Below are 23786 nucleotides of genomic sequence, written 5' to 3'. Positions count from 1 at the left end.
TATATCCGCCCGACCTTGCTTCGCTGGTGGTTATTGGGATTGCGTGGGATCGACAGAGGACAGCATCTCGCCGTCCAGGCTGCTGGAAACGTTGTAGCGAACATCCAGCACATCGCCCGGCTGCAGCTCTGCCGTTTCCGGCACCTCAGAGCCCGCATCGCCTCCGCGGGTGATCCAATATTCGAGCGGCTGGAGATCGAGCGCCTTCATGCTCTGGGAGCGAGTCAGCGAAGCGCCAGCGATCTGTAGCAGTTGCAGCGTTGTGTTGCGCTTCAGCTTCGTGTCTTCGATTTCGGTTTCGGCTGCCTGCAATTGCTGCCCGGCTTCGGTCTTGCGCTGCCCTTTGAGGTTCAGCGCATCGCGTTCGGTCTCGCTCAATTTTTGCTTCGCTTGCATGGAGGCGACGACGAGATCGAGCTTGCCGCTCTGCATGTCGGCGACGACGCGTTCGAGAGAGGTCTTGCGCGAGGTGGTGAGGATCTTGGTGTCGACCAGCTTGGAAATGTCTTGCAATTCATCCTGGGCGATCTTCACCTGCTCGTCCTGGGACGCCATCTTCTCATCGAGGATGTCGATCTCATTGCGCAGCAAGGTTTCGAGTTCGGCGGCAGATTGGAGCTGCTGGCGAAGCGCCTCGGCCCTGGCGTTGAACACATCGATCTCGCTGGTCATGATCTGTTTGATCGCCGAACCTTCGGGTGCGGCCTTGATTTCCGGCGGAAAATCGATGGTCGTCTGATCGTTCATCTCAGCCATCAACCGGGCGCGCCGCGCACCAAGCTGCTTCAATTGCAGCTCCATCCGGTTGATCTCGCCGGCATAGCTGATCTGTTGCGCATTGTTATATTCGCCGGTCGGATTGGAGCGGCGTTCGCGACCACCGGCCATGGCGACAGCCTGCTTGACCGTCATGCCCGGCCGGAATTCCAGCTCGCTCGGCTTCTCCACCGAGCCGGTGACGTAGATCATCGGATATTTCACCACTTCGACGGACGCCGTGGGAGCGGTGGCAAGACCAGTGATCTGCTTCAGCCGGTCGCCGATCTCCGCGGAGACATCGCCCGTGGTCTTGTCGTTGACCGCCATCTCACCGATCATCGGAATCGAAATCGTTCCGGATTGAGAAACGACATATTCGCCGTTCAGCGCCGTCCATTCCTTATATTCGCCTGTCGAGGCGACCCATTCGACGATCGCGACCTTCATCCGCGTCTGAGGCTTGATGTGGTAGACATCGTCCGAGGCCGCACTGGCTTTGTCGATGAAAGCGGTTCCCGAAAGTGCCAGAGCGAGGAACAAGCTGAGGACGGTGCCCGGTGTTTTGCGGCGGGCTTGTGCGTGAAGAGCAGAAACTGTCAACATGAGGCGCGATCTCGTTTTCGTGTCGGTCGCGCCGCCAACCTGCCGCAGCGCTATGGACTGAGATCATCCCTTGAACGGTTTTCGAGTAAATCCCCTGCCGTAGGGTTACGGCTAATCCCTTCTGAGGAAGGAATGGGCGGGGCTCAGCGTTCGGGTAGCAACGAATATATCATTGAGTTTAAACTGTTTTTGGCCGCCTAGACCTTTTGGTCATCACCTTCAACCATTTGGATGCGATAGAGGACCGATGTGGGTTCTGTCGCATTGCCCGCCGCCCGCACAATGATGTCTCGACCAACGGCGGAGGAAGAGGGATGCGGGTAGCGATCGTTCATTATTGGCTGGTGTCGATGCGGGGCGGCGAGAAAGTGGTCGAAGCGCTCTGCGACATGTATCCGGATGCCGATATCTTCACGCTCGTCTACGATGAGAGCCGCGTTTCCGAAAAGATCAAGAGACACAAGGTCTCGACGTCGTTCCTGCAGCGCATCCCCGGCGCCATTAAAGGCTACCAGTCGCTACTGCCGCTGATGCCCTTCGCACTCGAAAGCTTCGATCTCAGCGGCTACGACCTGATCATCTCCAGCGAATCAGGTCCGGCAAAGGGCATTATCCCGCCGCCGCAGGCGACGCATGTCTGCTATTGCCACTCGCCGATGCGCTATCTCTGGGACCACTATCATTTCTACCGCTCCAATGCCGGCTTCGCCTCGCGGCTGATGCTGCCGGTGCTGGCGCCGCTGCTGCGGTCCTGGGACGTCAATACCAGCCTGCGCGTCGATCGCTTCATCGCCAATTCCCACCACGTCAGCGCCCGTATCGGCAAATATTACCGCCGTCCGGCAACGGTGCTCTATCCGCCGGTCTCCGTGGACGATTTCACCCCGGCGGCGGCAACCGAGGACTTCTACCTCTGCGCCGGCCAGCTTATTCCCTACAAGCGGATCGACCTCGCCGTCCGGGCTTTTACCAAGATGAACCGCAATCTGGTCATCATCGGCGAGGGCAAGGAAATGGAAAGACTCAAACGTTTGGCCGGACCGACCATTACCTTCCTCGGCCGCGCGCCGTTCTTGGTGCTGAAGGAGAAGCTGGCGCGTTGTCGCGCGTTGATTTTCCCCGGCGAAGAGGATTTCGGCATCGTTCCGGTTGAGGCCATGGCCAKCGGCCGCCCCGTCATCGCCTTCGGCAGCGGCGGCGCGCTGGAAACGGTTATTCCAGGCGTCAGCGGTATATTGTTCGGAGAGCAATCCGAAAAGGCACTGATCGACGCGGTGCATAATTTCGAAGACAATGAGCATGTGTTCCGCCCGGACGTGCTGCGCGCGCATGCGGCTCAATTCAGCCTATGCAATTTCACGACAGGCATGCAGGCGATTATCGATGAGGAATTGCTGGCACATAAACTGGTCCTGCCGCGCAACGACCGGAGCACTGCCGCCATCCAGCGCCTGTTCGAGGGACAATTTCCCCCGCCGGCGGTGGAAACGCAGCAACGTGTTGCTACTACGGAACCAGTGACAGTGCATGCGCCGACTTTTTGAATGCATGTTCGGCCACTGGGAGATGTCTTTCGTAGGCATTATATTGTCCCGCAGCCAAAGGAGGCTGAAATGGCACGGAATGCATTGGTTCAGATGCGAATCGACGCCGAAATCATGGAACGCGCGACGGCCGTTCTTGAAGGCGCGGGTTTAACGGTATCGGATGCCATCCGTATCCTGCTGACCCGCACGGCGAATGAGGGGGCTCTGCCACTCGACTTTGTCATTAGCAGTGATGCCCACGATGCGTGGCTCCGCGCGAAAGTTCTGCAGACGCTCGAAGATGTCAGACCCGACATCAATGATGCCGATGCGGAGAGATATTTTGCCCAGCCACAAGCCGCACCTCCCAGGGCTGTGGTGCGCAGGCATTGAAACTGATTTGGGCGCAATACGCGCTCACAGGTCGCGATGAAATCTGCACTTTCCTGGATGCGCGCGCATCCGGAGCGGTGTAATGGGATCGGCAAGACCCGCCGATCTCTAGAGATTTTTCCCTCATGCGCCTCAGCAACATTGCCATGTATGCCGGTCAACCGCCGCTCGTTACCGCGACGGACGCTCTATGGGCCTATATCCGCGACCGGCTGCGCAAGGCAGGCGTGGTCGATGTTCCCGAGACTTTGGAGAAGGGCATCACGCATGACGAAGCTTGGGTGCAGCCCGGCCTTCTGCTGGCGCAGACCTGCGGCTTTCCCTATGTCAAACGCCTGCGAGGTAAGGTGCAACTCGCCGCGACGCCCGTCTATGAGCTGCCGGGCTGCGATGGCCCGTCGATGCGCAGCTTCATCATCGTTCGTAAAGATTCGCCAGCAGAGTCGCTTGCCGATCTCCGCGGGCTGACCGCTGCCATCAATGATCCCGGCAGCAATTCCGGCACCAATCTCTTTCGCGCCGCTATCGCGCCGCGCGCTGAAAGAGGCCGCTTCTTCAACCGGGTTATCGAAACCGGCGGGCATCTGCTCAGCATCGATGCCGTGACTGCGGGCAGAGCCGATGTCGCCGCCATCGATTGCATCACGTTCGGCAACGCCAAACGCTTCGATCCCGACCGTGTCGCCGATGTCCGTATTCTGGCGGAAACGGCCAGCGGACCGGGCTTGCCATTCATCACGGGCTATGAAACGTCGGCGGAAGAATTGACGCTGCTGCGCCAAATTCTCGCAGACATCGCAAGCGAGCCCACGCTTACGGATCTCCGAGATATATTGTCGTTGCGGCGCTTTGAGGTGCTCGGCGACGCCGACTATGAGCCGCTGGCCGAGCTGGAGCGACAGGCAATCGCGTTGGGCTATCCCGCCATCGCCTGAGCTACCATTTCAGCCGATCACTCCGCCGTCAGCTTTATCGTTTGCGTGGCAAAGCGCGGGGACGAAATTTCGACGGTGATTGCTCCGGCTTCGCCGGCCGCTTGTAGCCAGAATCCGGTGGTGCCTCCCTGGAAGGCCATCGTTTTCGGGCCGATGACCTTTGCAGGGCCCGTGACCTCTACCGTTGCGACATCGTTGAGGAAGGGCAGGCGGGAGCCTACCTGATCGAGTGCGCGGATGATGACACGCGTCGTGTCGCGATCACCGGCGCGAAGCGTCAGGCTATCGGCCTTCACCTCCAGCGTTGTCGGAAGGGGATCGGCGACCATGTGAAGCGTTGTCACAGCCTTGCCGCCAATGAACCCGGTGAAATGTGCATCCTCCCATTCCATGCCCCAGACGCCCAGTTCGTCCTTGGTGAAATGGCGATGGTCGAAGACGACGGGCGGATGCGGCAAATGCAGGAAATTCTCGCGGTCCGGGCCGATACGTTTGACGAGCGAGCCGTAGCGCAGCTCGATTTCTTCGCAATTGGTGAGCACGATCAGCGGCAGCACGCCGCCTATATTGCGCTCGCCGCGTGCCCATTGGGTCACCGGCTTCATCACGACTTCGTCGGAAGGCTCGCACTGGCTGATATAAGCATAGGCCGCGAATTTCGGCTCGCGGAACATGTCCATGACGCCGTGATAGCAGATGCGGTCGCCGGAGCCGAAATCGCTGTGGGTGTTGTAGTCGAACATGCACCAGCCGATGGCGCCGGAGATCGACGGATCGCCATAGGCTGCGTTCAGCACTTCCAGATGCCGGCGCACATGCTCGGCCTGGCGCTGTTCCTGATCGTAGATCTTCGTCGGATACATGTGGCCGCCGAACTCGGTGATCAGATAGGGCACATTCTGCGAGAGGCCGGTATTCTCCTGCTGCGGCCGGAGAGGCGTGCGCGGCCGATTGGAGCCCGGCAATTCCTCGTTGCCGAGGATGAAGTCGTTCATCGTATAGACGTCTTCGAGCATTTCGCTTTCGGTGATGTAGCGCACGCCGCCGGTCTGGCGGGTCGGATCAAGCTCGCGCGCAAGCCTGTTGGTCTCGACGTAAAAATCGTGGGAATCCTGCGATTCGTTGATGCGCACGCCCCAGATGATGATCGAGGGATGGTTCCAGTCGCGTTCGATCATGCGGCGGACGTTGCGGATCGATTCCTGTTTCCACGCTTCGCCGCCGATATGTTGCCAGCCGGGAATTTCTTCGAAGACCAGAAGACCGATGCGGTCGCAATGATCGAGAAACCAGGGCGATTGCGGATAGTGCGACGTGCGTACAACGTTGCACTTCAACGCATGCTTCATGAGTTCGGCGTCACGCTCCTGTGCGGAGCGCCCCATGGCATAGCCGGCATAGGGGAAGGCCTGGTGACGATTGAGGCCGCGCAGCTTCAGCTTACGGCCGTTGAGCAGAAAACCTTCGGCAGTGAACGCGGCCGTGCGGAAGCCGAAATTCGCCGTATACCGGTCCGACCCATGGTCGGTCTTCAGTTCGGCATCGATCGTATAGAGCGCGGGGTTGTCGAGTTCCCACAGCGAGATGCCGGTCAGATTGTCGAAGGTGAAGGTGACGCTGCTGCCCGAGGTCTCGGCGACAGTCGAGGCCAGCACGGTGCCATCAGGCGCGCGAAGGCTGGCCGTCACAGTGCCGTTGAAGGCGAGTCCTTGCGGATTGGCGATATCGCAGCGAACGGTAGCAGATTTTGCGGCGGCAAGCACATTGCCGGTCTCAACCTTGACGTTGGCGATCGAGACGGGGGCTGCGACCTTCAGCCAGACATCGCGGTAGATGCCGGCATAGGTGAGATAATCGATGCGGCCACCGAAGGGCGGGATTTCCGGATTTTCGCTGCCGTCGATCTTGACGGTAAGGAGGTTCTCGCCCTGCTTCAGGCGGTCGGTCAGGCGCGCTTCGAAAGGCGTGTAACCGTCCTTGTGGGCAACGATTGCCTCGCCGTTGAGATAAACGACCGCATCCGCCATGGCGGCATCGAACACCAGCGACACTTCACGTCCGGCGAAATCGGCGCTCCAGGGCAGGATCTTCTGGTAGGTGAAGGCGCGCTGATAGGATTTCTCGTCGAAATAATTGAACGGCAGCTCGACCGCGGTGTGTGGCAGGGTGACCGATTGTCCCTCCTGACGGCGGCCAACTTCGGCAAGCGAGAACCCTTCCTGAAAGGTCCAGGATTCGTTGAAAGCGACAACAGAACGCATGTTCATTCCTATCGATGGAGCCCGTCGCAGCCTGGACGAACGCGTATTGCTTGGAAAAAGGCGTGGTTGCGATGCGAAGCATGGTCGCAGCCGGGCGATATCTATACAGGCCTCTCGCGACGGTGCAACGAAATCGGATATCGGATTGGCGTTTCCCGGCGGCCTCGCTCTTGCTTGCAATCCAAAAAACCATACAATATGCATACATTCCTCTGGAGGTACCGACATGAGCGATGATCAGGCGACGTCCTTCTGGACCCCCTCCATCAGCAGGGCGGCGGGACCGGTCTATCTGGCGATCGCCGATGCCTTGCAGGCCGACATCCGTGCCGGCCGTCTAGCAACCGGTACGCGCCTGCMGCCGCAGCGAGCGCTGGCTGAAGCGCTCGGCATCGATTTCACCACCGTCACCCGCGCCTACGCCGAAGCGCGCAAACGAGGTCTCGTGGAAGGGCGGATCGGGCAGGGGACTTATGTTAGCCAGGGCCGGGCAGTGCCGCCGCAGCGACAAAAGACCATCCCCGCCGGGCTGGTCGATATGAGCATGAACCTGCCGCCGCGCTTCGACGACGAAGCCCTGACGGCGCGGATGTGGCAGGGAATCAGCGGGCTGGAAATCAGCGATGGGCTGGACCTGCTGCTGCGCTACCAACAACCCGGCGGCGCTGCCCGTGATCGCGAGGCCGGAGCGGAATGGCTCACAAGCCGGCTGCCTGATATCGGGCCGGAACGCATTCTCGTCTGCCCTGGGGCTCAGGGCGCGCTGCTCGCGATCACCCGCATGCTGACCGCTCCAGGTGACACGGTCTGCGCCGAGGCGTTGACATATCCGGGCTTTCTCTCGGTCGCAGCGCACTCGCGGCTGACCGTTGCTGGCATAGAAACCGACGATAACGGCTTGATTCCAGAGGATTTTGAGCAAGTCTGCGCTAGCAGGCGCCCCAAGGCGCTTTATTGCAATCCAACCATCAACAATCCAACGACGATCACTCTGCCGTTGTCACGGCGGAAGGCCATCCTCGACATCGCCGCCCGTTACGATGTCGCTGTCATCGAGGACGATGCCTATGGTGCGCTGCCGACGCAACCGGTCACGCCGCTGGCGGCGCTTGCGCCAGAGCGTGTCTATCATATCGCCGGCCTTGCCAAGTGCCTGTCGCCCGCATTGCGCATCGCCTATCTTGCCGTGCCGGATCTGCGTGCAGCGACCAGGCTTGCCGGCATCATCCGCGCCACTTCCGGCATGGCCTCGCCGCTATCGGCTGCGATCGCCAGCCGCTGGATCGAAGACGGGACGGCAGAGGCCGTGCTGGCGGCGATCCGCCGAGAGGCTAGGGCACGCCAAGCAATTGCGGCGGAACTGCTGCCAGCCGATCTTCTCGCCGATCCCGAAGGTTTTCATGCCTGGCTGCGGCTGTCGCCCGCATGGTCGCGCGGCGAAATCACGGCGCGGCTGCGCTCTGCGGGGATTGGCGTCGTCGCGAGCGATGCCTTTGCCCTTGGTCCGGCGCCGGAGGCGGTTCGCCTCGGGCTCGGCGGCGCGCAAGATCGCGAACATCTGCGCCAGAGCCTTGGCATTGTCGCCGATTTGCTGGCAGAGACGCCGGCCGCTTCTGCGCTCGTCATTTGATCGGACAAATTGCCGCGCCTGCATATATCTCTCGAACAATATACATACAATAATTGACAATGTATGTATTTGGTGCCATACATCTTTCAACGGACGGCGGGGTGGCTTGAAGGCCGCCGGCGGCGCCGCCCAGCTTCGAGACGATCCGCATGGGGCGCTTCGCCTGCGAGGTTCTCGGGCACTACGCTCTCCAGCGAATGCCCCATTCTTGGAAGGGACAAAACGATGTCATCCGAAGACGCATGGCCGCCTATTCCCCCGCTTCAAACCGGTTTGCGCGGCCACTGCCCGCGCTGCGGGCAAGGTCATATGTTCAAGGGTTTCCTGACGCTCCGGCCGTCCTGCGAAGTCTGCGGCCTCGACTATTCCTTTGCCGATCCGGCCGATGGCCCGGCCTTCTTCGTCATCTGCTTCGCCTGCATTCCAAGCGTCGCTCTTGCCGTGTGGCTCGAAGTCGCCTTCGAGGCTCCCTATTGGGTGCATGCGTTTACGACGCTGCCGTTCATGCTGCTCACCTGCATCCCGCCGCTGCGTCCGTTAAAGGGCTGGTTGGTCGCGAGCCAATATTTCTACAAGGCGGAAGAAGGGAAGCTGGTGCGGCTGGAAACGCCTCGTAACGACGATCTGCATCCGCATTCCGCGTAGCCGGATCATCTCATCCGCGTATTCTTGCTTTCCTCCCCAGGGCTCCGCACTGCCGCGTACATGCCGGTGGTGCGGAACTCCGTGGGGTTGATCCCGTAGGTGCGCCGGAAGGCTTTTGAGAAATAATTGGCATCGTCGAAGCCTGACATGATCGCCACCTCCTTKACCGGAATGAAGGCCGCCTTGGTCAAGAGCTTGGCGGCCCGTTGCATGCGCTGCTGCAGGACGAATTCCGCCGGCGGCAGGCCTTCGCTGTCGGCGAAGACGCGGGAGAAATGAGCGCGGCTGAGGCCGCTGACCCTGGCAAGTTCGGCGACCGGCAAGGGCTTGTCGAGATTGGCGTCGATATAATCGATCACCGTCTGCATGGCAGACCGGTCGGCGGCGACGCCATGCGAACCGAAGACATCGTCATAAAGCGCCATTGCGGCTTCGTAGGCAACCGCGGAAGCAGAAGCCGGTGTAGTCGCACCCCGGACCAGCCGCAGGCTGCAATCGGCAAGATGATCGATCGTCGATTGCTGCAGTTTCAAGAGTGGCCCTGCGGCATCCAGAATGAGGCGATGGATGCGCAGCGCCTCCTCACCGTTCATCGATATCCAGAAATATTCCCAGCGTTCACCTTTTTCCAACCAGTAACGATGATTGTGTGGCACCAGCACCATTAGCGTATCACCGGCGCTGAGACGATAATTGCGGTTTTCATAGCGCAGCCGGCCACTGCCGCCGATCGTATGCTGCAGCACCGTAAACGGCGTCTGGCCGCGCCCGCGTCCATCCCAATCGTAAAGCTCGTTGTCCCTTATTTCGTAGCCGGCGCTGGTCGGCATAGCGTGCAGCCGGTGGCGTCCGCGCGGCAATGAGACAGTCCGCATGGTCTGTCCGTTGGCGATCAAATCTTGCAGCACAAAATTACCCTTGAAAGCATAATAGTTCTCTGGTCGGCCAGATGATTATAGGCATAATTCCGCTCAGAAAACAGCATGCACCTGCCGATGAGGACCGGCAGGAGGAGGAGAAAGTGTTGATTTTACTATGTCGCGCTGTCTGTGCGATCATGGGATGAAAACACCATCCTCTTCTCCGCTGCTGATTGTTCGACCGACTTCAAGGTGAGGATCATGAGTTTCAAAATCGCCATTATCGGCGCAGGCAGCGTCGGCTTCACGAAAAAACTGTTCACCGACATTCTCTGCGTGCCGGAGTTCCGGGATGTCGAATTCGCGTTGACCGATGTCAGCGAGCACAATCTCACGATGATCAAAGCGATCCTCGACCGGATCGTCGAAGCGAACAAGTTGCCGACCAAGGTGACTGCCACGACGGAACGGCGCAAGGCGCTGGATGGTGCGCGCTACGTCATCAGTTGCGTGCGCGTCGGCGGGCTGGAAGCCTATGCCGAAGATATCCGCATCCCCTTGAAATACGGTATCGACCAATGCGTCGGCGACACGATCTGCGCCGGGGGCATTCTTTACGGCCAGCGCAACATCCCCGTCATTCTCGACTTCTGCAAGGACATTCGCGAGGTCGCTGAAAGCGGCGCGAAGTTCCTGAATTATGCCAACCCAATGGCGATGAATACTTGGGCTGCGATCGAATACGGCAAGGTCGATACGATCGGCCTCTGCCATGGCGTCCAGCATGGGGCTGAGCAGATCGCCGAAGTTCTCGGCGCCAAGGACAAGTCGGAGCTCGACTACATCTGCTCGGGCATCAATCACCAGACCTGGTTCGTCGATCTGCGTCTCAACGGCCGCAAGATCGGCAAAGACGAGCTGGTCGCCGCTTTCGAAGCGCATCCGGTCTATTCGCAGCAGGAGAAGTTGCGCATCGACGTGCTGAAGCGCTTCGGCGTCTATTCCACTGAAAGCAATGGACATCTCTCGGAATACCTACCCTGGTATCGCAAGCGGCCGGACGAGATCAACAAGTGGATCGACATGTCCGACTGGATCCACGGCGAGACCGGCGGCTATCTCCGCCATTCGACCGAGACTCGCAACTGGTTCGAGACGGAATTCCCGCAGATCCTCGAAAGCGCCTCGAAGCCTATCGATCCGGCCAAGCGCTCGAACGAGCATGCGAGCCATATTCTCGAGGCGCTGGAGACCAATCGCGTCTATCGCGGCCATTTCAACGTCAAGAACAACGGTGTCATCACCAATCTGCCCGCGGACGCCATCATTGAATCGCCCGGCTTCGTCGATCGCTTCGGCATCAACATGGTGGCTGGCATCACGCTGCCGGAAGCCTGCGCCGCGACCTGCATTTCCTCGATCAACGTCCAGCGCATGTCGGTTCATGCCGCCGTCAGCGGCGATCTCGATTTGCTGAAACTCGCCGTCCTGCACGATCCGTTGGTCGGCGCCGTATCGACGCCGGAAGAGGTCTGGCAGATGGTCGACGAAATGATCGTGGCCGAGGCTCGCTGGCTGCCGCAATACGCACATGCGGTCGAAGGGGCGAAGGATCGCCTATCGCGCGGCAAGGTGAAGACCCGCGACTGGAAGGGTGCGGCCAGCCGCAACGTACGCTCGATCGAGGAGCTACGAGCGGAAAAAGCAGCCATGAAGCAGGCTGGTTAAGGACTGGGCATTCGGGACTGGTTGGCTGCAGCGGGACTTTCAGGAGGAGACCCGTCAGCACGCCAGCCGGCACCCGTTCAATGGAGGAGTGCGGCGTACCCGCGGGGCGCTCGCGACAACGGGAGAGAGAAAACGATGAGACATTTTCGACGGATAAGCTTTCTTGCGGCGTTGACGATTGCCACATCCGCGATCGCCATGAGCGCCTATGCATCCGAACCGACTGTACCGCCCGTACCGCCGGTCTTCCCGGCCGAAGGCAAGATCAAATATGTGGCACGCGACTCCATCCTGGAGTTCAAGGCGCTGCCGGAATACCACGAGCCGGCCTGGGTTACCGACAAATTCGTAAAGACCGGCAAGTTGCCGCCAGTCAAGGATCGCCTGCCTAAGGAACCGCTCGTCTTCAAAACCGGCAACATGCCTGACGGCGTCGGGGTCTATGGCGACACGCTGCGTCACGTCATCGGCGGACGGCCGGAAGGATGGAATTATGGTGCCGGCCAGACGCAAGGGTGGGGCGGCATCGATATCGGCCTCTCCGAGTGCCTGACGCGCACCGCGCCGCTGTTCCAGGTCGAGGCGAAGGATACCGAACCGCTGCCGAACCTTGCCAAGAGCTGGGATTGGTCGCCGGACGGTCATAAGCTCACCATGCATCTCGTCGAAGGCGCGAAATGGTCCGATGGCGTTCCCTTCAATGCCGACGACATCATGTTTTATTGGGAAGATGAAGTCATCGACCCGAACGTCTCGCCGCTCGGTGGCGGCGCATCGCCGGAAGCTTTCGGCGAGGGGACGACCCTCAAGAAGATCGACGACTATACGATCGAGTGGACCTTCAAGGATGCCTTCCCGAAACAATATCTCTACACGATGGCCTATCCCAATTTCTGCCCAGGGCCGTCGCATATTCTGAAGCCGCAGCATCCGAAATATTCGAAGAACACCTACGACCAGTTCAAGAATGCCTTCCCGCCGGAATATATGAACATACCGGTCATGGGTGCCTGGGTGCCGGTCGAGTACCGGTCCGATGACATTATCGTCCTGCGCCGCAATCCCTATTACTGGAAGGTCGACGAGAAGGGCAATCAACTGCCTTATCTCAACGAGCTGCACTACAAGCTTTCGACCTGGGCGGACCGCGACGTGCAGGCGGTTGCCGGCTCCGGCGACCTCTCCAATCTGGAGCAGCCGGAAAACTTCGTCGCTTCGCTGAAGCGCGCTGCCCAGCCGGACGCCCCGGCGCGTCTCGCCTTCGGTCCGCGCCTCATCGGCTATAACCTGCAGATGAACTTCTCCGCCAATGGCTGGGGCAACCCGGACCCACGCGGTCAGGCCATCCGCGAGCTGAACCGCAACGAGGATTTCCGCAAGGCCGTCTCCATGGCGCTCGATCGCAAGGCAATCGGTGACTCCTTGGTCAAGGGACCGTTCACCGCGATCTACCCCGGCGGCCTGTCCTCGGGCACCAGCTTCTACGATCGCAACTCGACGGTCTACTACCCGTTCGATCTGAAGGGCGCCAAGGAGCTGCTTGCCAAGGCGGGCCTCAAGGACACGGATGGAGACGGCATCGTCAACTTCCCGGCCGGTACGGCCGGCGGCAAGGATGTCGAGATCACGCTTCTCGTCAACAATGACTACACGACGGACAAGAGTCTTGCCGAGGGCGTCGTGGGCCAGATGGAAAAGCTCGGGCTTCGCGTGATCATCAATGCACTTGATGGACCGAAGCGCGATGACGCCAATTATAGCGGCCGCTTTGATTGGATGGTCCGGCGCAACACCACGGAGCTGGCCTCCGTCGTGCAGAACACCGAACAGCTCGCTCCTGTCGGCCCGCGCACGAGTTGGAACCATCGCGCGCCCGAAAGTGGCCAGTTGGACCTGATGCCCTTCGAAAAGGAGATGGTCGATGTCGTCAGCAAGTTCACGACATCGCAGAACAGCGACGAGCGCGTGGCTTTGATGAAGCAGTACCAGAAACTCTCGACCGAGCATCTCTACAATATCGGTCTGACGGAATATCCGGGCGCGCTCATCATCAACAAGCGCTTCTCGAACGTTCCTCCGGGCACGCCGATCTTCATGTTCAACTGGGCTGAAGACTCCATCATCCGTGAACGCCTGTGGGTCGCGGCCGATAAGCAAGGCAAATACGAGCTGTTCCCCGAGCAGCTTCCGGGCGCGCCGGGCAGCGCTGGCCCGATCAACTAACGGAGCATGGCATCCGGCCGCTGGGCCGGATGCCGCTACGACTTAAGAATTCCGGCTGCATCGCGGTGCAGCCGGGCAACGGTAAACCCAGCCGGTCCGTGCTATCCCAAGGGGATGCAGACCACCGGCGGCAAGAAGAGAAGCGAACCGTCCCATGTTGCGATTCCTGCTCGTGCGCATAGCCTCTGCCATCCCCGTGCTCGTCATCTTGAGCGTGGTGACTTTTGCGATCATCCAGGCCCCGCCTGGAGACTATGCAGATTTCATCCGCTCGCAGTTGATGAACCAGGGCGGTGCGTCCTTCGCCCAGGCAGATGAACAGGCGCAAATCTACCGTCGCGAACACGGGCTCGATAAGCCGCTGGTCGTTCAATATTTCAACTGGATCGGAGGCATCGTCACCAAGGGTGATTTCGGCTACAGCATGTTCTACAACAAGCCGGTCGCCGATGTCGTCGGCGAGCGCCTGCCACGGACCCTAGCGCTMGCGCTCGTTTGCCATCTCTTCGCTTCCGTTCTCKGCATCGGCTTCGGCATATGGGCGGCCACGCGGCAATATAGCTGGATCGACAGCCTGCTTTCCGGCATCTCATTTCTCGGCATGACGGTGCCGCGCTTCCTGATGGCGCTGATCATCGTTTATATCCTCGTCTTCCAGCTCAACGTCTCGGAAATCGGCAGCTTCTATTCGCCGCAATATGGCGGTGCGCCGTGGTCCTGGGCCAAGTTCGTCGATCTGGTCAAGCATGTCTGGCCGGTCGTGGCGATCGCCACTTTCGGCGGGCTCGCCTACAATATGCGGGTCATGCGCGGCAATCTGCTCGACACGCTGAATGCCCAATATGTCGAGACCGCTCGAGCCAAAGGCCTCTCCGGCGGCGCCGTCGTCATGCGCCATGCGGTGCCGAATGCCTTGCATCCGCTTGTCATGTATCAGGGCGTCGTATTGCCCTACATGCTGACCGGCGAGATCGAAACCGCCATCATTTTCGCGCTGCCGACCGTAGGGCCGGCAATCGTCGGCTCCATGGCGGTCGGCGACGTCTATGTCACCGCCACCTTCATGATGGTGCTGTCGGCAACGCTGATCGTCGGCAATATCATCGCCGACATGCTGCTTGCCCTGCTCGATCCCCGCGTCCGCCAACAGGGAGGGATCCACTGATGCTCGCCTTCAGCACATCCGCGCCGCCGCTCGATGACAACAAGATCAAGCCGAAAAGCGGCAACGAGAGCTACATCGCACTTGTCTGGCGTCGCCTGAAGCGCTCCTGGACAGGCATGGGCGGTTTGATCCTCGTCATCCTCTTGCTGCTGATGTMGCTCTTCGCCGAATTCATCGCCCCTGATGATCCCAAGGCGACCGATACCGGCTTTGCGCCGCCGCAGGTGATCAGCTTCCACGACAAGGACGGCAATTTCGTCTTCCAGCCGCGTGTCTATGCGCTTGCCGAAACCGATGAGCTTGATCCGGTCACCTTTCAGCCGGTGGTCGGGCCGGACTACAACAATCCGCGCCTGCTCGGCTTTTTCGTCAAGGGCGCGCCCTATGAGCTGTTTGGCTTGATCCCCGGCAACCGCCACCTCTTCGGCTCTGTCGATAGCCAGCCGGTGCATTTCCTCGGCACGGACAAATTTGGCCGCGATGTACTGTCACGCGCCATTTATGGCTCTCGCATCTCGCTGATGATCGCGCTGACTGTGGTTGCCATTGTCACCATCGTCGGCACCACCGTCGGCATGGTCTCCGGCTATTTCGGCGGCACGCTMGACGCCTGGATTCAGCGTTTCGTCGAGCTGGTGCTGGCCTTTCCGCAATTGCCGCTCTATCTGGCGCTGACCTCGTTGATCCCCGTGACCGCGCCGACCAACGTCTTCCTTGCCTTCGTCATCATCGTGATGTCGGCACTCGGCTGGGCGCAGATGTCGCGCGAAGTGCGCGGCAAGACTTTGGCCCTGGCGCGGATCGACTATGTGCGTGCCGCCATGGCGGTCGGGGCGACGGACTGGCGCATCATCCTGCAGCACATTTTCCCGAACGTGATGAGCCATGTCATCGTCACCGTGACGCTGGCTATTCCGAGCGTCGTGCTGCTCGAATCCTTCCTTGGCTTCCTTGGCTTTGCGGTCAAGCCGCCACTGATCTCCTGGGGGCTGATGCTGCAGGATACGTCCACCTATTCGGTCATCGGCTCCTATCCCTGGATCCTGTCGCCCGTCGCCTTCGTGCTCGTCACCGTCTTCGCGTTCAATGCACTTGGCGACGGTCTGCGTGACGCTATCGATCCCTATTGAGAGGAGACGAACCATGGCTCTCGCACTCGTCAATCCCTTTGCCCCCAATATCAGGCTTGATGCGGCCAACAAGACCGTGCCGCCCGTMATCGATGCCCGCAACGTTGCCGTCAAATTCAAGGTCGAAGATGGCATCGTCGACGCCGTCAAGGATATCTCCTTCCAGCTTTATCGGGGCGAAACTATCGCGATTGTCGGTGAATCCGGCTCGGGGAAATCGGTGACCGCGCGCACGGTGATGGGGCTGCTTACCAAACGCGCCGTCGTGTCGGAGAAATCCACAGTCAGCTATGACGGCAAGAATGTGCTGAAATTTTCCGAACGCGCCCGCCGGCAACTGCGAGGCGACCGCATCTCGATGATCTTCCAGGAGCCGATGAGCTCTCTGAACCCGATCTACACGATCGGCAGCCAGATCGTCGAGGCGATCCGCGTCCATCGCAAGATCGGCCGCCGCGAAGCGGAGAGGCGGGCTTTGGCGCTGTTGCAGCAGGTGCAGATTCCCGATCCGGGGGCACGGCTGAAGCAATATCCGCATCAGCTCTCCGGCGGCCAGCGCCAGCGTGTGATGATCGCCATGGCGCTCGCCAATGATCCGGATGTGCTGATCGCCGACGAGCCAACGACAGCGCTTGACGTTACTGTGCAAGCTCAGATCCTGAACCTGATCCGCAACCTCCAGAAGCAGCTCGGCATGGCGGTGATTTTGATCACCCATGACCTGACCGTGGTCCGGCAGTTTTCCGACTATGTCTACGTCATGCAACATGGCGAGATGCGCGAGCACAATACGACGGAAGAACTCTTCGCCCGTCCGCAGCATCCCTATACGCAACATCTGCTTGCCTCCGAGCCGCGGGGACAGGCGAAACCGTTGCCGCCGGACAGCGACACCATCCTTGAAGGCAAATCCGTCAAGGTCGCTTTCATGCTGCGCCACGGCACCTTCCTCAAGCCGGACATGCGCGAGCTGGTCGCGGTCGATGGCCTGAGCCTGAAGCTTCGCCGCCACGAGACATTGGGGCTCGTCGGCGAATCCGGCTCCGGCAAGACCACTTTCGGCCAGGCGCTGCTGCGGCTGATCGATGCCGATAGCGGCGAGATCTATTTCGATCGGCAGGCGATCCACGGCCGCTCGCGGGCCGAGATGCGACCCTTGCGCTCGCGCATGCAGATCGTTTTCCAAGATCCTTTCTCCTCGCTCAATCCGCGCATGCCGATTGGCCAGATCATCGCCGAGGGGCTGGTGGTCAACAATATCGGCGCCCACAGGGCGGAGCGGCTGGAGCGGGTGAAGGAAGCACTGGTCAGCGCCGGCATGCCCTCGAATATCCTGTCGCGCTTTCCGCACGAATTCTCCGGCGGCCAGCGCCAGCGCATCGCCATTGCGCGGGCCATCGCGCTCGAACCGGAATTCATCCTGCTCGATGAGCCGACCTCGGCGCTCGATCTCTCCGTCCAGGCACAGATCATCGATCTCCTGCGCAAGCTGCAGGACGAACGGGGCCTGAGTTATCTTTTCATCTCCCACGACCTCAAGGTCGTCCGCGCCCTTTGCCATCGCATCATTGTCATGCAGCACGGCAAGATCATGGAAGAGGGGCCGGTCGACGACGTTCTTTCCCATCCCAAGACCGCTTACACCGAACGCCTCGTCAAGGCGGCGTTCGAGGTAGCTTCATAAGCATTCAGGAGACTTCTACATGGCAGGCAATCCCAAGATCACTTTCGTTGGCGCCGGTTCGACGGTTTTCATGAAGAACATCATCGGCGACGTTTTGCAGCGCCCGGCACTGACCGGCGCGAAAATTGCGCTGATGGATCTCAATCCGCAGCGGCTGGAAGAAAGCGCCGTCGTTGCCCGCAAACTGGCGTCGACAATTGGCGCATCGGCTGTTGTCGAGACCTTCACCGATCAGCGTCAGGCTCTGGATGGTGCCGATTTTGTCGTGGTTGCCTTCCAGATCGGCGGTTACGAGCCCTGCACCGTGACCGATTTCGAAGTGCCGAAGAAATATGGCCTGCGCCAGACCATCGCCGACACGCTCGGCGTCGGCGGCATCATGCGCGGGCTTAGAACCGTGCCGCATCTCTGGAAGATCTGCGAGGACATGCTCGCCGTCTGCCCCGAGGCGGTCATGCTGCAATACGTCAACCCGATGGCGATCAACACCTGGGCGATTGCCGAGAAATACCCGACCATTAAGCAGGTCGGCCTTTGCCATTCCGTGCAGGGCACGGCGATGGAGCTGGCGAAGGATCTCGACATTCCCTATGACGAAATCCGCTACCGCTCGGCCGGTATCAACCATATGGCCTTCTACCTGAAGTTCGAGCATCGCCAGGCGGACGGTTCCTATCGTGATCTCTATCCCGATCTCGTACGGGCCTATCGCGAGGGGCGTGCACCGAAGCCCGGCTGGAACCCGCGCTGCCCGAACAAGGTCCGCTATGAGATGCTGACCCGGCTCGGCTATTTCGTGACCGAAAGCTCGGAGCATTTTGCCGAATACACGCCCTATTTCATCAAGGAAGGTCGTGAGGACCTCATCGAGAAATTCGGCATTCCGCTCGATGAATATCCGAAGCGCTGCATCGAACAGATCGCACGCTGGAAGAACCAGGCCGATGAATATCGCAGCGCCGACAAGATCGAGGTGGTCCAATCGAAGGAATATGCGTCCTCGATTATCAATTCGATCTGGACCGGTGAACCTTCCGTCATCTACGGCAATGTCCGCAACAATGGCTGCATCACCTCGCTGCCCTATAATTGTGCCGCCGAGGTTCCGTGCCTGGTCGACGCTTCCGGCATCCAGCCGACCTTCGTCGGCGATCTGCCGCCGCAACTGACCGCGCTGATCCGCACCAACATCAACGTGCAGGAGCTGACAGTGCAGGCGTTGATGACCGAGAACCGCGAGCACATCTACCATGCGGCGATGATGGACCCGCACACGGCTGCCGAGCTCGATCTCGACCAGATCTGGTMGCTGGTCGACGAGCTTCTGGCAACCCATGGTACATGGCTGCCGGAATGGGCGCGCAGTGACCGCAAGGTGCAGGCCGCTTGAAACCCTCTCTCCCGGTTTTGCGGCCAGAAGGCCTCGCAGCGTCGCTGCGGGGCCTTCTCTTTTTGCCCTGATGGAGAAAGTGAAAATCCAAAGCCGGCTGTTCGTTGAGCCGATCTAAGATGGCAAAGCCTTTCCGCCTGCGCTAAAAACAGGGCGAACCTGGGAGAGATCAAACACATGGCAAGTTCAGACATTTTCGGCACGGGAACCTTCGTCGGCCGCATCTGGCGTCCTGAGATGAAGGGCCCGGCTCTTGTCGTCGTCCGCGACGGTGCGCTTCACGACATCACCTCGAAGGACGCGCCGACAATGCGTGACCTCCTGGAGAAAGACGATCCGGTCGGTTTTGTCCGTGCGCAAAAGGGCGAAGCCGTCGCCAAGCTCGATGATCTGCTCGCCGCCAAAGCCGACATGTCGGCCGTCCATCTCTTAGCTCCCATCGACTTGCAGGCGATCAAGGCCTGCGGCGTCACCTTTGCCCGCTCGATGCTGGAACGCGTCATCGAGGAGCGTGCGGCCGGCAATCCGGACCTTGCGGAAGCGATCCGAGGCAAGGTGACGGCCCTCATCGGCGACAGCCTGCGTAACCTGAAGGCCGGTTCGCCGGAAGCTGCCAAAGTGAAGGCGGCGCTGATCGAGGAGGGGGTGTGGTCGCAATATCTCGAAGTCGGCATCGGCCCGGACGCGGAGGTCTTCTCCAAATCGCAGGTCATGTCCTCTGTGGGCACCGGCGCGGATGTCGGCCTGCACCCGATCTCGAAGTGGAACAATCCTGAGCCGGAAATCGTGCTGGCTGTCGACAGCCAGGGCCGCGTCAGAGGTGCCACACTTGGCAATGACGTCAACCTCCGCGACGTCGAGGGCCGCTCGGCGCTGCTGCTCGGCAAGGCGAAGGACAACAACGCCTCCTGTTCGATCGGCCCCTTCATCCGCCTGTTTGACGAGACATATACGCTCGACGACGTGCGCAGTGCCGATCTCGACCTCAAGGTCGAGGGCGAGGACGGTTATGTGTTGCACGGCCGCTCGTCGATGAAGGAAATCAGCCGCGATCCCCTCGACCTCGTTGCCCAGACCATTGGCCGCCACCACCAATACCCGGACGGCTTTGTCCTCTTCATGGGCACACTCTTTGCGCCTGTCGAAGACCGCGACATGCCCGGTCAGGGCTTCACCCACAAGGTCGGCGATATCGTCACTATTTCCAACGACAAGCTCGGCGCATTGAAGAACCGGGTCTTGCTGTCGACGGAATGCGCGCCCTGGACGTTCGGAACGTCGCTCCTGATGCGCAATTTGGCTGGGCGTGGGCTGATTTAAAAAGCCCGCTCCTTCGCCCCGCAATGCGGGGAGAAGGTGGGGCGGAGACGTTGAACATCGTGAAATGTCGAGGCCTCGGATGAGGGTCCTTCTCGGAACCAGCAATTGCGGTAAGGCTTTCCGAGCTCTCTGTCAGATGAAGTCAAGCACAGCCGCCAAGCCGCGATTATGTGCGCAGCCCCTAATCTTCTCCCCGCAATGGGGCGAGGGGACGACCTCGGCGTTTTCCGCACCTCGGCATTCCGACCGAAAAGCGACCTCAATGCGTCGACACTGGCTGCTGTTGGTTCTGGCGGCTGCGGGCGGCGGTGAGTTCGGAGGTGGTGTGATTGAGGCGGTCGGCTAGGACGCGCATGATTTCGACGGCCATTTCGGGAAAATCGCTGAGCAGTTTCAGAAAATGCTCCTTGCTGATCTTCAATGCTTCCAGTCGTGAGGTCGCTTTCACGGTGGCGGTGCGGGAGACGTCACAGAGAATGGCGATTTCGCCGACGATGGAGTTGATGTCGACTTCGGCGACCTTGATTTCTCCAGCCGGGCTATCGACAAGAATATCAGCAGTTCCGGAAAGAACAACGTAAGCGGCATCGCCCTGGTCGCCCTGATGAAACAAAACTTGACCGGCATTGTAGCTGACGCGATCCGACGTGAATGCCAAAAGCTTCAACTTTGCGGGTGCGATGCGCGAAAAAATCGGCACCCGCTTCAGCATTTCAACTTCGTCTTTCAGAAGCATGAGCTTCAAACCCCCAGTGTCGGGCCCCAGATACCACCGTTGCAATAGGATATTACGATAACAGTTCTTTGAACATACCGTTTTTCTCCAAAAGATCGGTGGTTGTGCCGCTTTCCACCAGGCTGCCGCGATCGAAAACCAGAACGCGATCGAATAGCTCCGCAAAGCCCGGATTGGATAGCACCCAAATGACCGCAGGCGCATTTTCGCTTCTGTCTAGCCCCGTCAGGATCGCGCGGGCGATCTGATCCTGGACGCGATGGTCGAGCGCCGGCAGCGGGCGATTGCAGATGATGTAATCGGCTCGCTTCAGCAAGGCGCGGCCGAGATTGAGCTTCTGCCGCTGCACATTGGTCAGGCGCTTGCCGCCGGAACCGACGTCGAAATCGAGGCCGATCGACAATACGCTGTCCTGCATGCCGAGCCGTTCGAAGACGTCGTACATGATGGTGTGGATACGCTCGGGCGCATCGGCCTGCTGATGCGCGATACGGCCGAACAGCATGTTGTCCATTAATGTCGCCGAAGCGGTGAAGCGCTCGGGGTCGTAACGCTCGATCACGCGGGCCAGATCGGCGGGGATATGTTCGTGGAACTTGGCGCGCGCCTTGACGATCTTGTCCATCAGCGTCTGCGTCAGAAGACCGAAACGGTGCCGGGGTTCGATATAGGAAAAGCTGAGGCGGATGATAGCCACCCGCTCATCCGGCGTCGCGGCGCTAAAGCCCTTGCCGTTCAGCTTCTGCACCAACGCTTCGTACGTCGGGATATCCTCCGCCGTCATGAAGGTGAGCTGCTGGAAGAAGGGATGATCCGGCGGCAGGTCGGTGAAGAGTTCGACGGCGTTCTCGGCGATTTCCAGGCCCATGTCGTAGAGGTCGGTATCGAGACCGGTCTCCGTAAACAGCTTTTGGAAATAGGGATGGGCGGCGAGCTTGCGGTTGGTCATCAGCGGCCGCTTAAGCGTGCCGAACAACATGTTTTCGCCGACCGTGGCCTGCGGATTGTAGGCGTCGAATTCGAAAGGCACGACAAGCCCTTCGATGTTCTCCTCCTGCAGTCTGAGACGCAGCGCCTGGCGTAGCTCGACGATGCGTGAAGTCAGATCGTCATGCGTGACCGTGTCGACATTCGAGCGCAGCGCCATGTCGAGAATATCCTGGGACATGGCCACAGCATCGAGAACGGGGCGGATGGCTGCGTAGATATCCTGCGGGCCGGTGGCGCCTGCGGCCGTATAATCGACCCAGTCGCTGCTGATATCCAGCTCCGGGTTACCGGCGCGGCGGGCCTCCACCATCTGCCATTTGAGCTTGATGGCCGCCTCGTCGTCATAATCCGCCGAGGTCAGCGGCGCATGCTTCAGGCCATAGAGAAGATTGTTGCGCAATGTGCCATGGAAGAAGAACGTCTCCGACGAGGCATAGGCGATGCGCCGCCCCGTCAGCGATTCCGGCAGTTCCAAAAGGTCGCGGCCATCGATGGTGATGCGGCCGGTATCCGGCCAGACCAGCCGGCCCAGCGCCTCGGCAAGATATTCGCCACCGGCACCGCTATCGCCGACGATCGCTACCGTCTCGCCGGGGTGGATTTCGACCGAGACGTGATCCAGAACCCGGGCGCCGCTGTCATCGATCACGGTAAGATTGGTCGCGACCAGCGGGTGGGTAATGCGGCCGGCGGGCGCCGGCGAGACAAGCTGGATTTTCGGTTCGATCAGGCCGTCGACGCTGAACTGCTCGACCACCTGATTGTATTTGACCTGCACGTCCTGGCGCGATTGATCCCAGTCGATGAGTTCCTTCAGCGGCCCCGGCAGGTCTTTGTAAGCGTTGATGACGGCCACGAGCTGGCCGATATCGAGCCGGCCCTGCAGCGCAAAGAAGCCGCCGATCGAATAGAACAGGAAGGGCGTGACCTGGGCGAGGAAGTTATTGATGAATTTCACCAGGAACTTCCACTGATAGAGATCGTAGCGGATCGAGAAGATCAGCCCGAGACGATAGGCAATATCCGCGCGCTCCAGATTGGTGGTGTCGTTGGCATGGATCGTGCCAATGCCTTCGACAATTTCGCCGACACGACCGGACAATTCACGCGCCGTGAGCTGCCGTTGGCGCCCGAGCTCCAGCAGTCGCTTGCGCATGCGCGGGATGACGACGGCCTGCACGGCGACGATGGCCGCGGCGATCATACCCAGCCAGAAATTCTGCAGGATGATGAACACGAGCGCAGTGACCGCCTGGCCGCCGAGAAGTGCCGGCTGCACGAAAGCGTCGCCAGTGAAGCCGCCCATCGGCTCCACCTCGTCCTTGATCATGGTGGCGATTTCGGCTGGTTTCACCCGCTTGAAATGCGCCGGCGGAAAACGCAGCACGCGGTCGATCAGCTCGAAGCGGATGCGGCGCAGCATGCGCTCACCCAACCGGCCCTTATAGGTGTTGATGTAAAGCTTGAAGAGACCATTGAGGACGACAAGCGCTAGAAACACCAGGCTCAGGGCGATCAGCATCCAAAAACGGGTGAGCTGCAGACCCTGAAATACTTCGATGTGCCCCAGCACGGGCACATCGAAGGAGATGTGCATGAAGGTTTGGGTTTGGCCTGGATGCTCGAAACCCTTGCCCTGGATTGGTCCGTTGACGATCTGCTTCGGCAAGTCGAAGGACAGAAAGTAAGGGATCATCGAAGCGGCGACGATCGTCAGGATCCAGATCTGCTCCAGCCGGGTATTCGACCAGATGTAACGCGCTAGACTTTTTTCCATCGCTTATTGCGTGCTTCCAAATTCAACGGTC

At 60.0% G+C, this 23786-nt stretch carries 17 protein-coding genes; 12 read left to right on the top strand and 5 right to left on the bottom strand.

Translation table 11 applies throughout. From position 1 onward, the window contains the following. Positions 1 to 30 precede the first annotated feature (30 nt). Entirely contained in the window at positions 31 to 1362 is a 1332-nt protein-coding gene (locus QD357_RS11010; protein ID WP_183938174.1) for a polysaccharide biosynthesis/export family protein, read from the bottom strand. A gap of 314 nt (positions 1363 to 1676) precedes the next feature. Here QD357_RS11010 and QD357_RS11005 point away from each other — a divergent pair, with 314 nt between their 5' ends. The 3 genes from QD357_RS11005 (at position 1677) to QD357_RS10995 (ending at position 4216) form a co-directional block, all read left to right on the top strand. Further along, complete coding sequence (locus QD357_RS11005) at positions 1677 to 2906, top strand: glycosyltransferase (RefSeq protein WP_414124309.1); 1230 nt, start codon at positions 1677 to 1679, stop codon at positions 2904 to 2906. Positions 2907 to 2975: 69 nt separating this feature from the next. Further along, positions 2976 to 3281 carry a type II toxin-antitoxin system RelB/DinJ family antitoxin gene (locus QD357_RS11000; RefSeq protein ID WP_183938172.1) on the top strand — a complete coding sequence of 102 codons (306 nt, stop codon included), beginning with the start codon at positions 2976 to 2978 and terminating at the stop codon, positions 3279 to 3281. A gap of 125 nt (positions 3282 to 3406) precedes the next feature. Beyond that, positions 3407 to 4216: a phosphate/phosphite/phosphonate ABC transporter substrate-binding protein gene (locus QD357_RS10995; RefSeq protein WP_414124308.1), complete on the top strand. Its 810-nt coding sequence runs from the start codon at positions 3407 to 3409 to the stop codon at positions 4214 to 4216. 17 nt (positions 4217 to 4233) lie between these two features. On the opposite strand, the gene QD357_RS10990 is transcribed toward QD357_RS10995, so the two are convergent. Further along, on the bottom strand, positions 4234 to 6477 hold the full coding sequence (locus QD357_RS10990; RefSeq protein WP_414124307.1) for a glycoside hydrolase family 2 protein: 2244 nt from the start codon (positions 6475 to 6477) through the stop codon (positions 4234 to 4236). A 226-nt stretch (positions 6478 to 6703) separates the two neighbouring features. Between QD357_RS10990 and QD357_RS10985 the strand changes: the two genes are divergently transcribed. Next, a complete protein-coding gene (locus tag QD357_RS10985; RefSeq protein WP_414124306.1) occupies positions 6704 to 8107 on the top strand; it encodes a PLP-dependent aminotransferase family protein in 1404 nt (467 codons plus the stop codon). Between the two features lie 225 nt (positions 8108 to 8332). Next, entirely contained in the window at positions 8333 to 8752 is a 420-nt protein-coding gene (locus tag QD357_RS10980) for a DUF983 domain-containing protein (RefSeq protein ID WP_183938168.1), read from the top strand. A 5-nt stretch (positions 8753 to 8757) separates the two neighbouring features. Here the strand turns inward: QD357_RS10980 and QD357_RS10975 are convergent, their stop codons facing one another. Beyond that, the gene (locus QD357_RS10975) at positions 8758 to 9627 is read right to left on the bottom strand and encodes an AraC family ligand binding domain-containing protein (protein WP_414124305.1); all 870 of its coding nucleotides are present in this window, start codon (positions 9625 to 9627) and stop codon (positions 8758 to 8760) included. 246 nt (positions 9628 to 9873) lie between these two features. Between QD357_RS10975 and QD357_RS10970 the strand changes: the two genes are divergently transcribed. The 7 genes from QD357_RS10970 (at position 9874) to QD357_RS10940 (ending at position 20252) form a co-directional block, all read left to right on the top strand. Then, positions 9874 to 11340, top strand: a complete 1467-nt coding sequence (locus QD357_RS10970) for an alpha-glucosidase/alpha-galactosidase (protein ID WP_183938166.1) — start codon at positions 9874 to 9876, stop codon at positions 11338 to 11340. A gap of 135 nt (positions 11341 to 11475) precedes the next feature. Then, entirely contained in the window at positions 11476 to 13563 is a 2088-nt protein-coding gene (locus tag QD357_RS10965; RefSeq protein WP_414124304.1) for an ABC transporter substrate-binding protein, read from the top strand. A gap of 154 nt (positions 13564 to 13717) precedes the next feature. Then, on the top strand, positions 13718 to 14728 hold the full coding sequence (locus QD357_RS10960) for an ABC transporter permease (RefSeq protein WP_414124303.1): 1011 nt from the start codon (positions 13718 to 13720) through the stop codon (positions 14726 to 14728). Continuing rightward, positions 14728 to 15858, top strand: coding sequence for an ABC transporter permease (locus QD357_RS10955; RefSeq protein WP_414124302.1), 1131 nt, complete (start codon positions 14728 to 14730; stop codon positions 15856 to 15858). The genes QD357_RS10960 and QD357_RS10955 overlap by 1 nt, the downstream gene beginning before the upstream one ends. A 13-nt stretch (positions 15859 to 15871) precedes the next feature. Beyond that, on the top strand, positions 15872 to 17542 hold the full coding sequence (locus QD357_RS10950; protein WP_183938162.1) for an ABC transporter ATP-binding protein: 1671 nt from the start codon (positions 15872 to 15874) through the stop codon (positions 17540 to 17542). 19 nt (positions 17543 to 17561) lie between these two features. Continuing rightward, positions 17562 to 18932 carry an alpha-glucosidase/alpha-galactosidase gene (locus QD357_RS10945; RefSeq protein ID WP_414124300.1) on the top strand — a complete coding sequence of 457 codons (1371 nt, stop codon included), beginning with the start codon at positions 17562 to 17564 and terminating at the stop codon, positions 18930 to 18932. A gap of 177 nt (positions 18933 to 19109) precedes the next feature. After that, entirely contained in the window at positions 19110 to 20252 is a 1143-nt protein-coding gene (locus tag QD357_RS10940) for a fumarylacetoacetate hydrolase family protein (protein WP_414124299.1), read from the top strand. Between the two features lie 259 nt (positions 20253 to 20511). Here the strand turns inward: QD357_RS10940 and QD357_RS10935 are convergent, their stop codons facing one another. Next, complete coding sequence (locus tag QD357_RS10935; RefSeq protein ID WP_183938159.1) at positions 20512 to 20988, bottom strand: cyclic nucleotide-binding domain-containing protein; 477 nt, start codon at positions 20986 to 20988, stop codon at positions 20512 to 20514. 52 nt (positions 20989 to 21040) lie between these two features. After that, the gene (locus tag QD357_RS10930; protein ID WP_183938158.1) at positions 21041 to 23755 is read right to left on the bottom strand and encodes an ABC transporter ATP-binding protein; all 2715 of its coding nucleotides are present in this window, start codon (positions 23753 to 23755) and stop codon (positions 21041 to 21043) included. Positions 23756 to 23786: the final 31 nt, after the last annotated feature.

Origin of the sequence: Rhizobium sp. BR 317, from assembly GCF_047445835.1 — a bacterium.
GTDB lineage: Bacteria > Pseudomonadota > Alphaproteobacteria > Rhizobiales > Rhizobiaceae > Rhizobium > Rhizobium paranaense.
This window is presented reverse-complemented; position numbering and strand designations above follow the sequence as displayed.

Coding starts and splice junctions, on each gene's coding strand:
- QD357_RS10980 (WP_183938168.1), top strand. CDS start 8,333: ATGTCATCCGAAGACGCATGGCCGCCTATTCCCCCGCTTCAAACCGGT.
- QD357_RS11000 (WP_183938172.1), top strand. CDS start 2,976: ATGGCACGGAATGCATTGGTTCAGATGCGAATCGACGCCGAAATCATG.
- QD357_RS10970 (WP_183938166.1), top strand. CDS start 9,874: ATGAGTTTCAAAATCGCCATTATCGGCGCAGGCAGCGTCGGCTTCACG.
- QD357_RS10930 (WP_183938158.1), bottom strand. CDS start 23,755: ATGGAAAAAAGTCTAGCGCGTTACATCTGGTCGAATACCCGGCTGGAG.
- QD357_RS10990 (WP_414124307.1), bottom strand. CDS start 6,477: ATGCGTTCTGTTGTCGCTTTCAACGAATCCTGGACCTTTCAGGAAGGG.
- QD357_RS10965 (WP_414124304.1), top strand. CDS start 11,476: ATGAGACATTTTCGACGGATAAGCTTTCTTGCGGCGTTGACGATTGCC.
- QD357_RS11010 (WP_183938174.1), bottom strand. CDS start 1,362: ATGTTGACAGTTTCTGCTCTTCACGCACAAGCCCGCCGCAAAACACCG.
- QD357_RS10995 (WP_414124308.1), top strand. CDS start 3,407: ATGCGCCTCAGCAACATTGCCATGTATGCCGGTCAACCGCCGCTCGTT.
- QD357_RS10935 (WP_183938159.1), bottom strand. CDS start 20,988: ATGCTTCTGAAAGACGAAGTTGAAATGCTGAAGCGGGTGCCGATTTTT.
- QD357_RS10940 (WP_414124299.1), top strand. CDS start 19,110: ATGGCAAGTTCAGACATTTTCGGCACGGGAACCTTCGTCGGCCGCATC.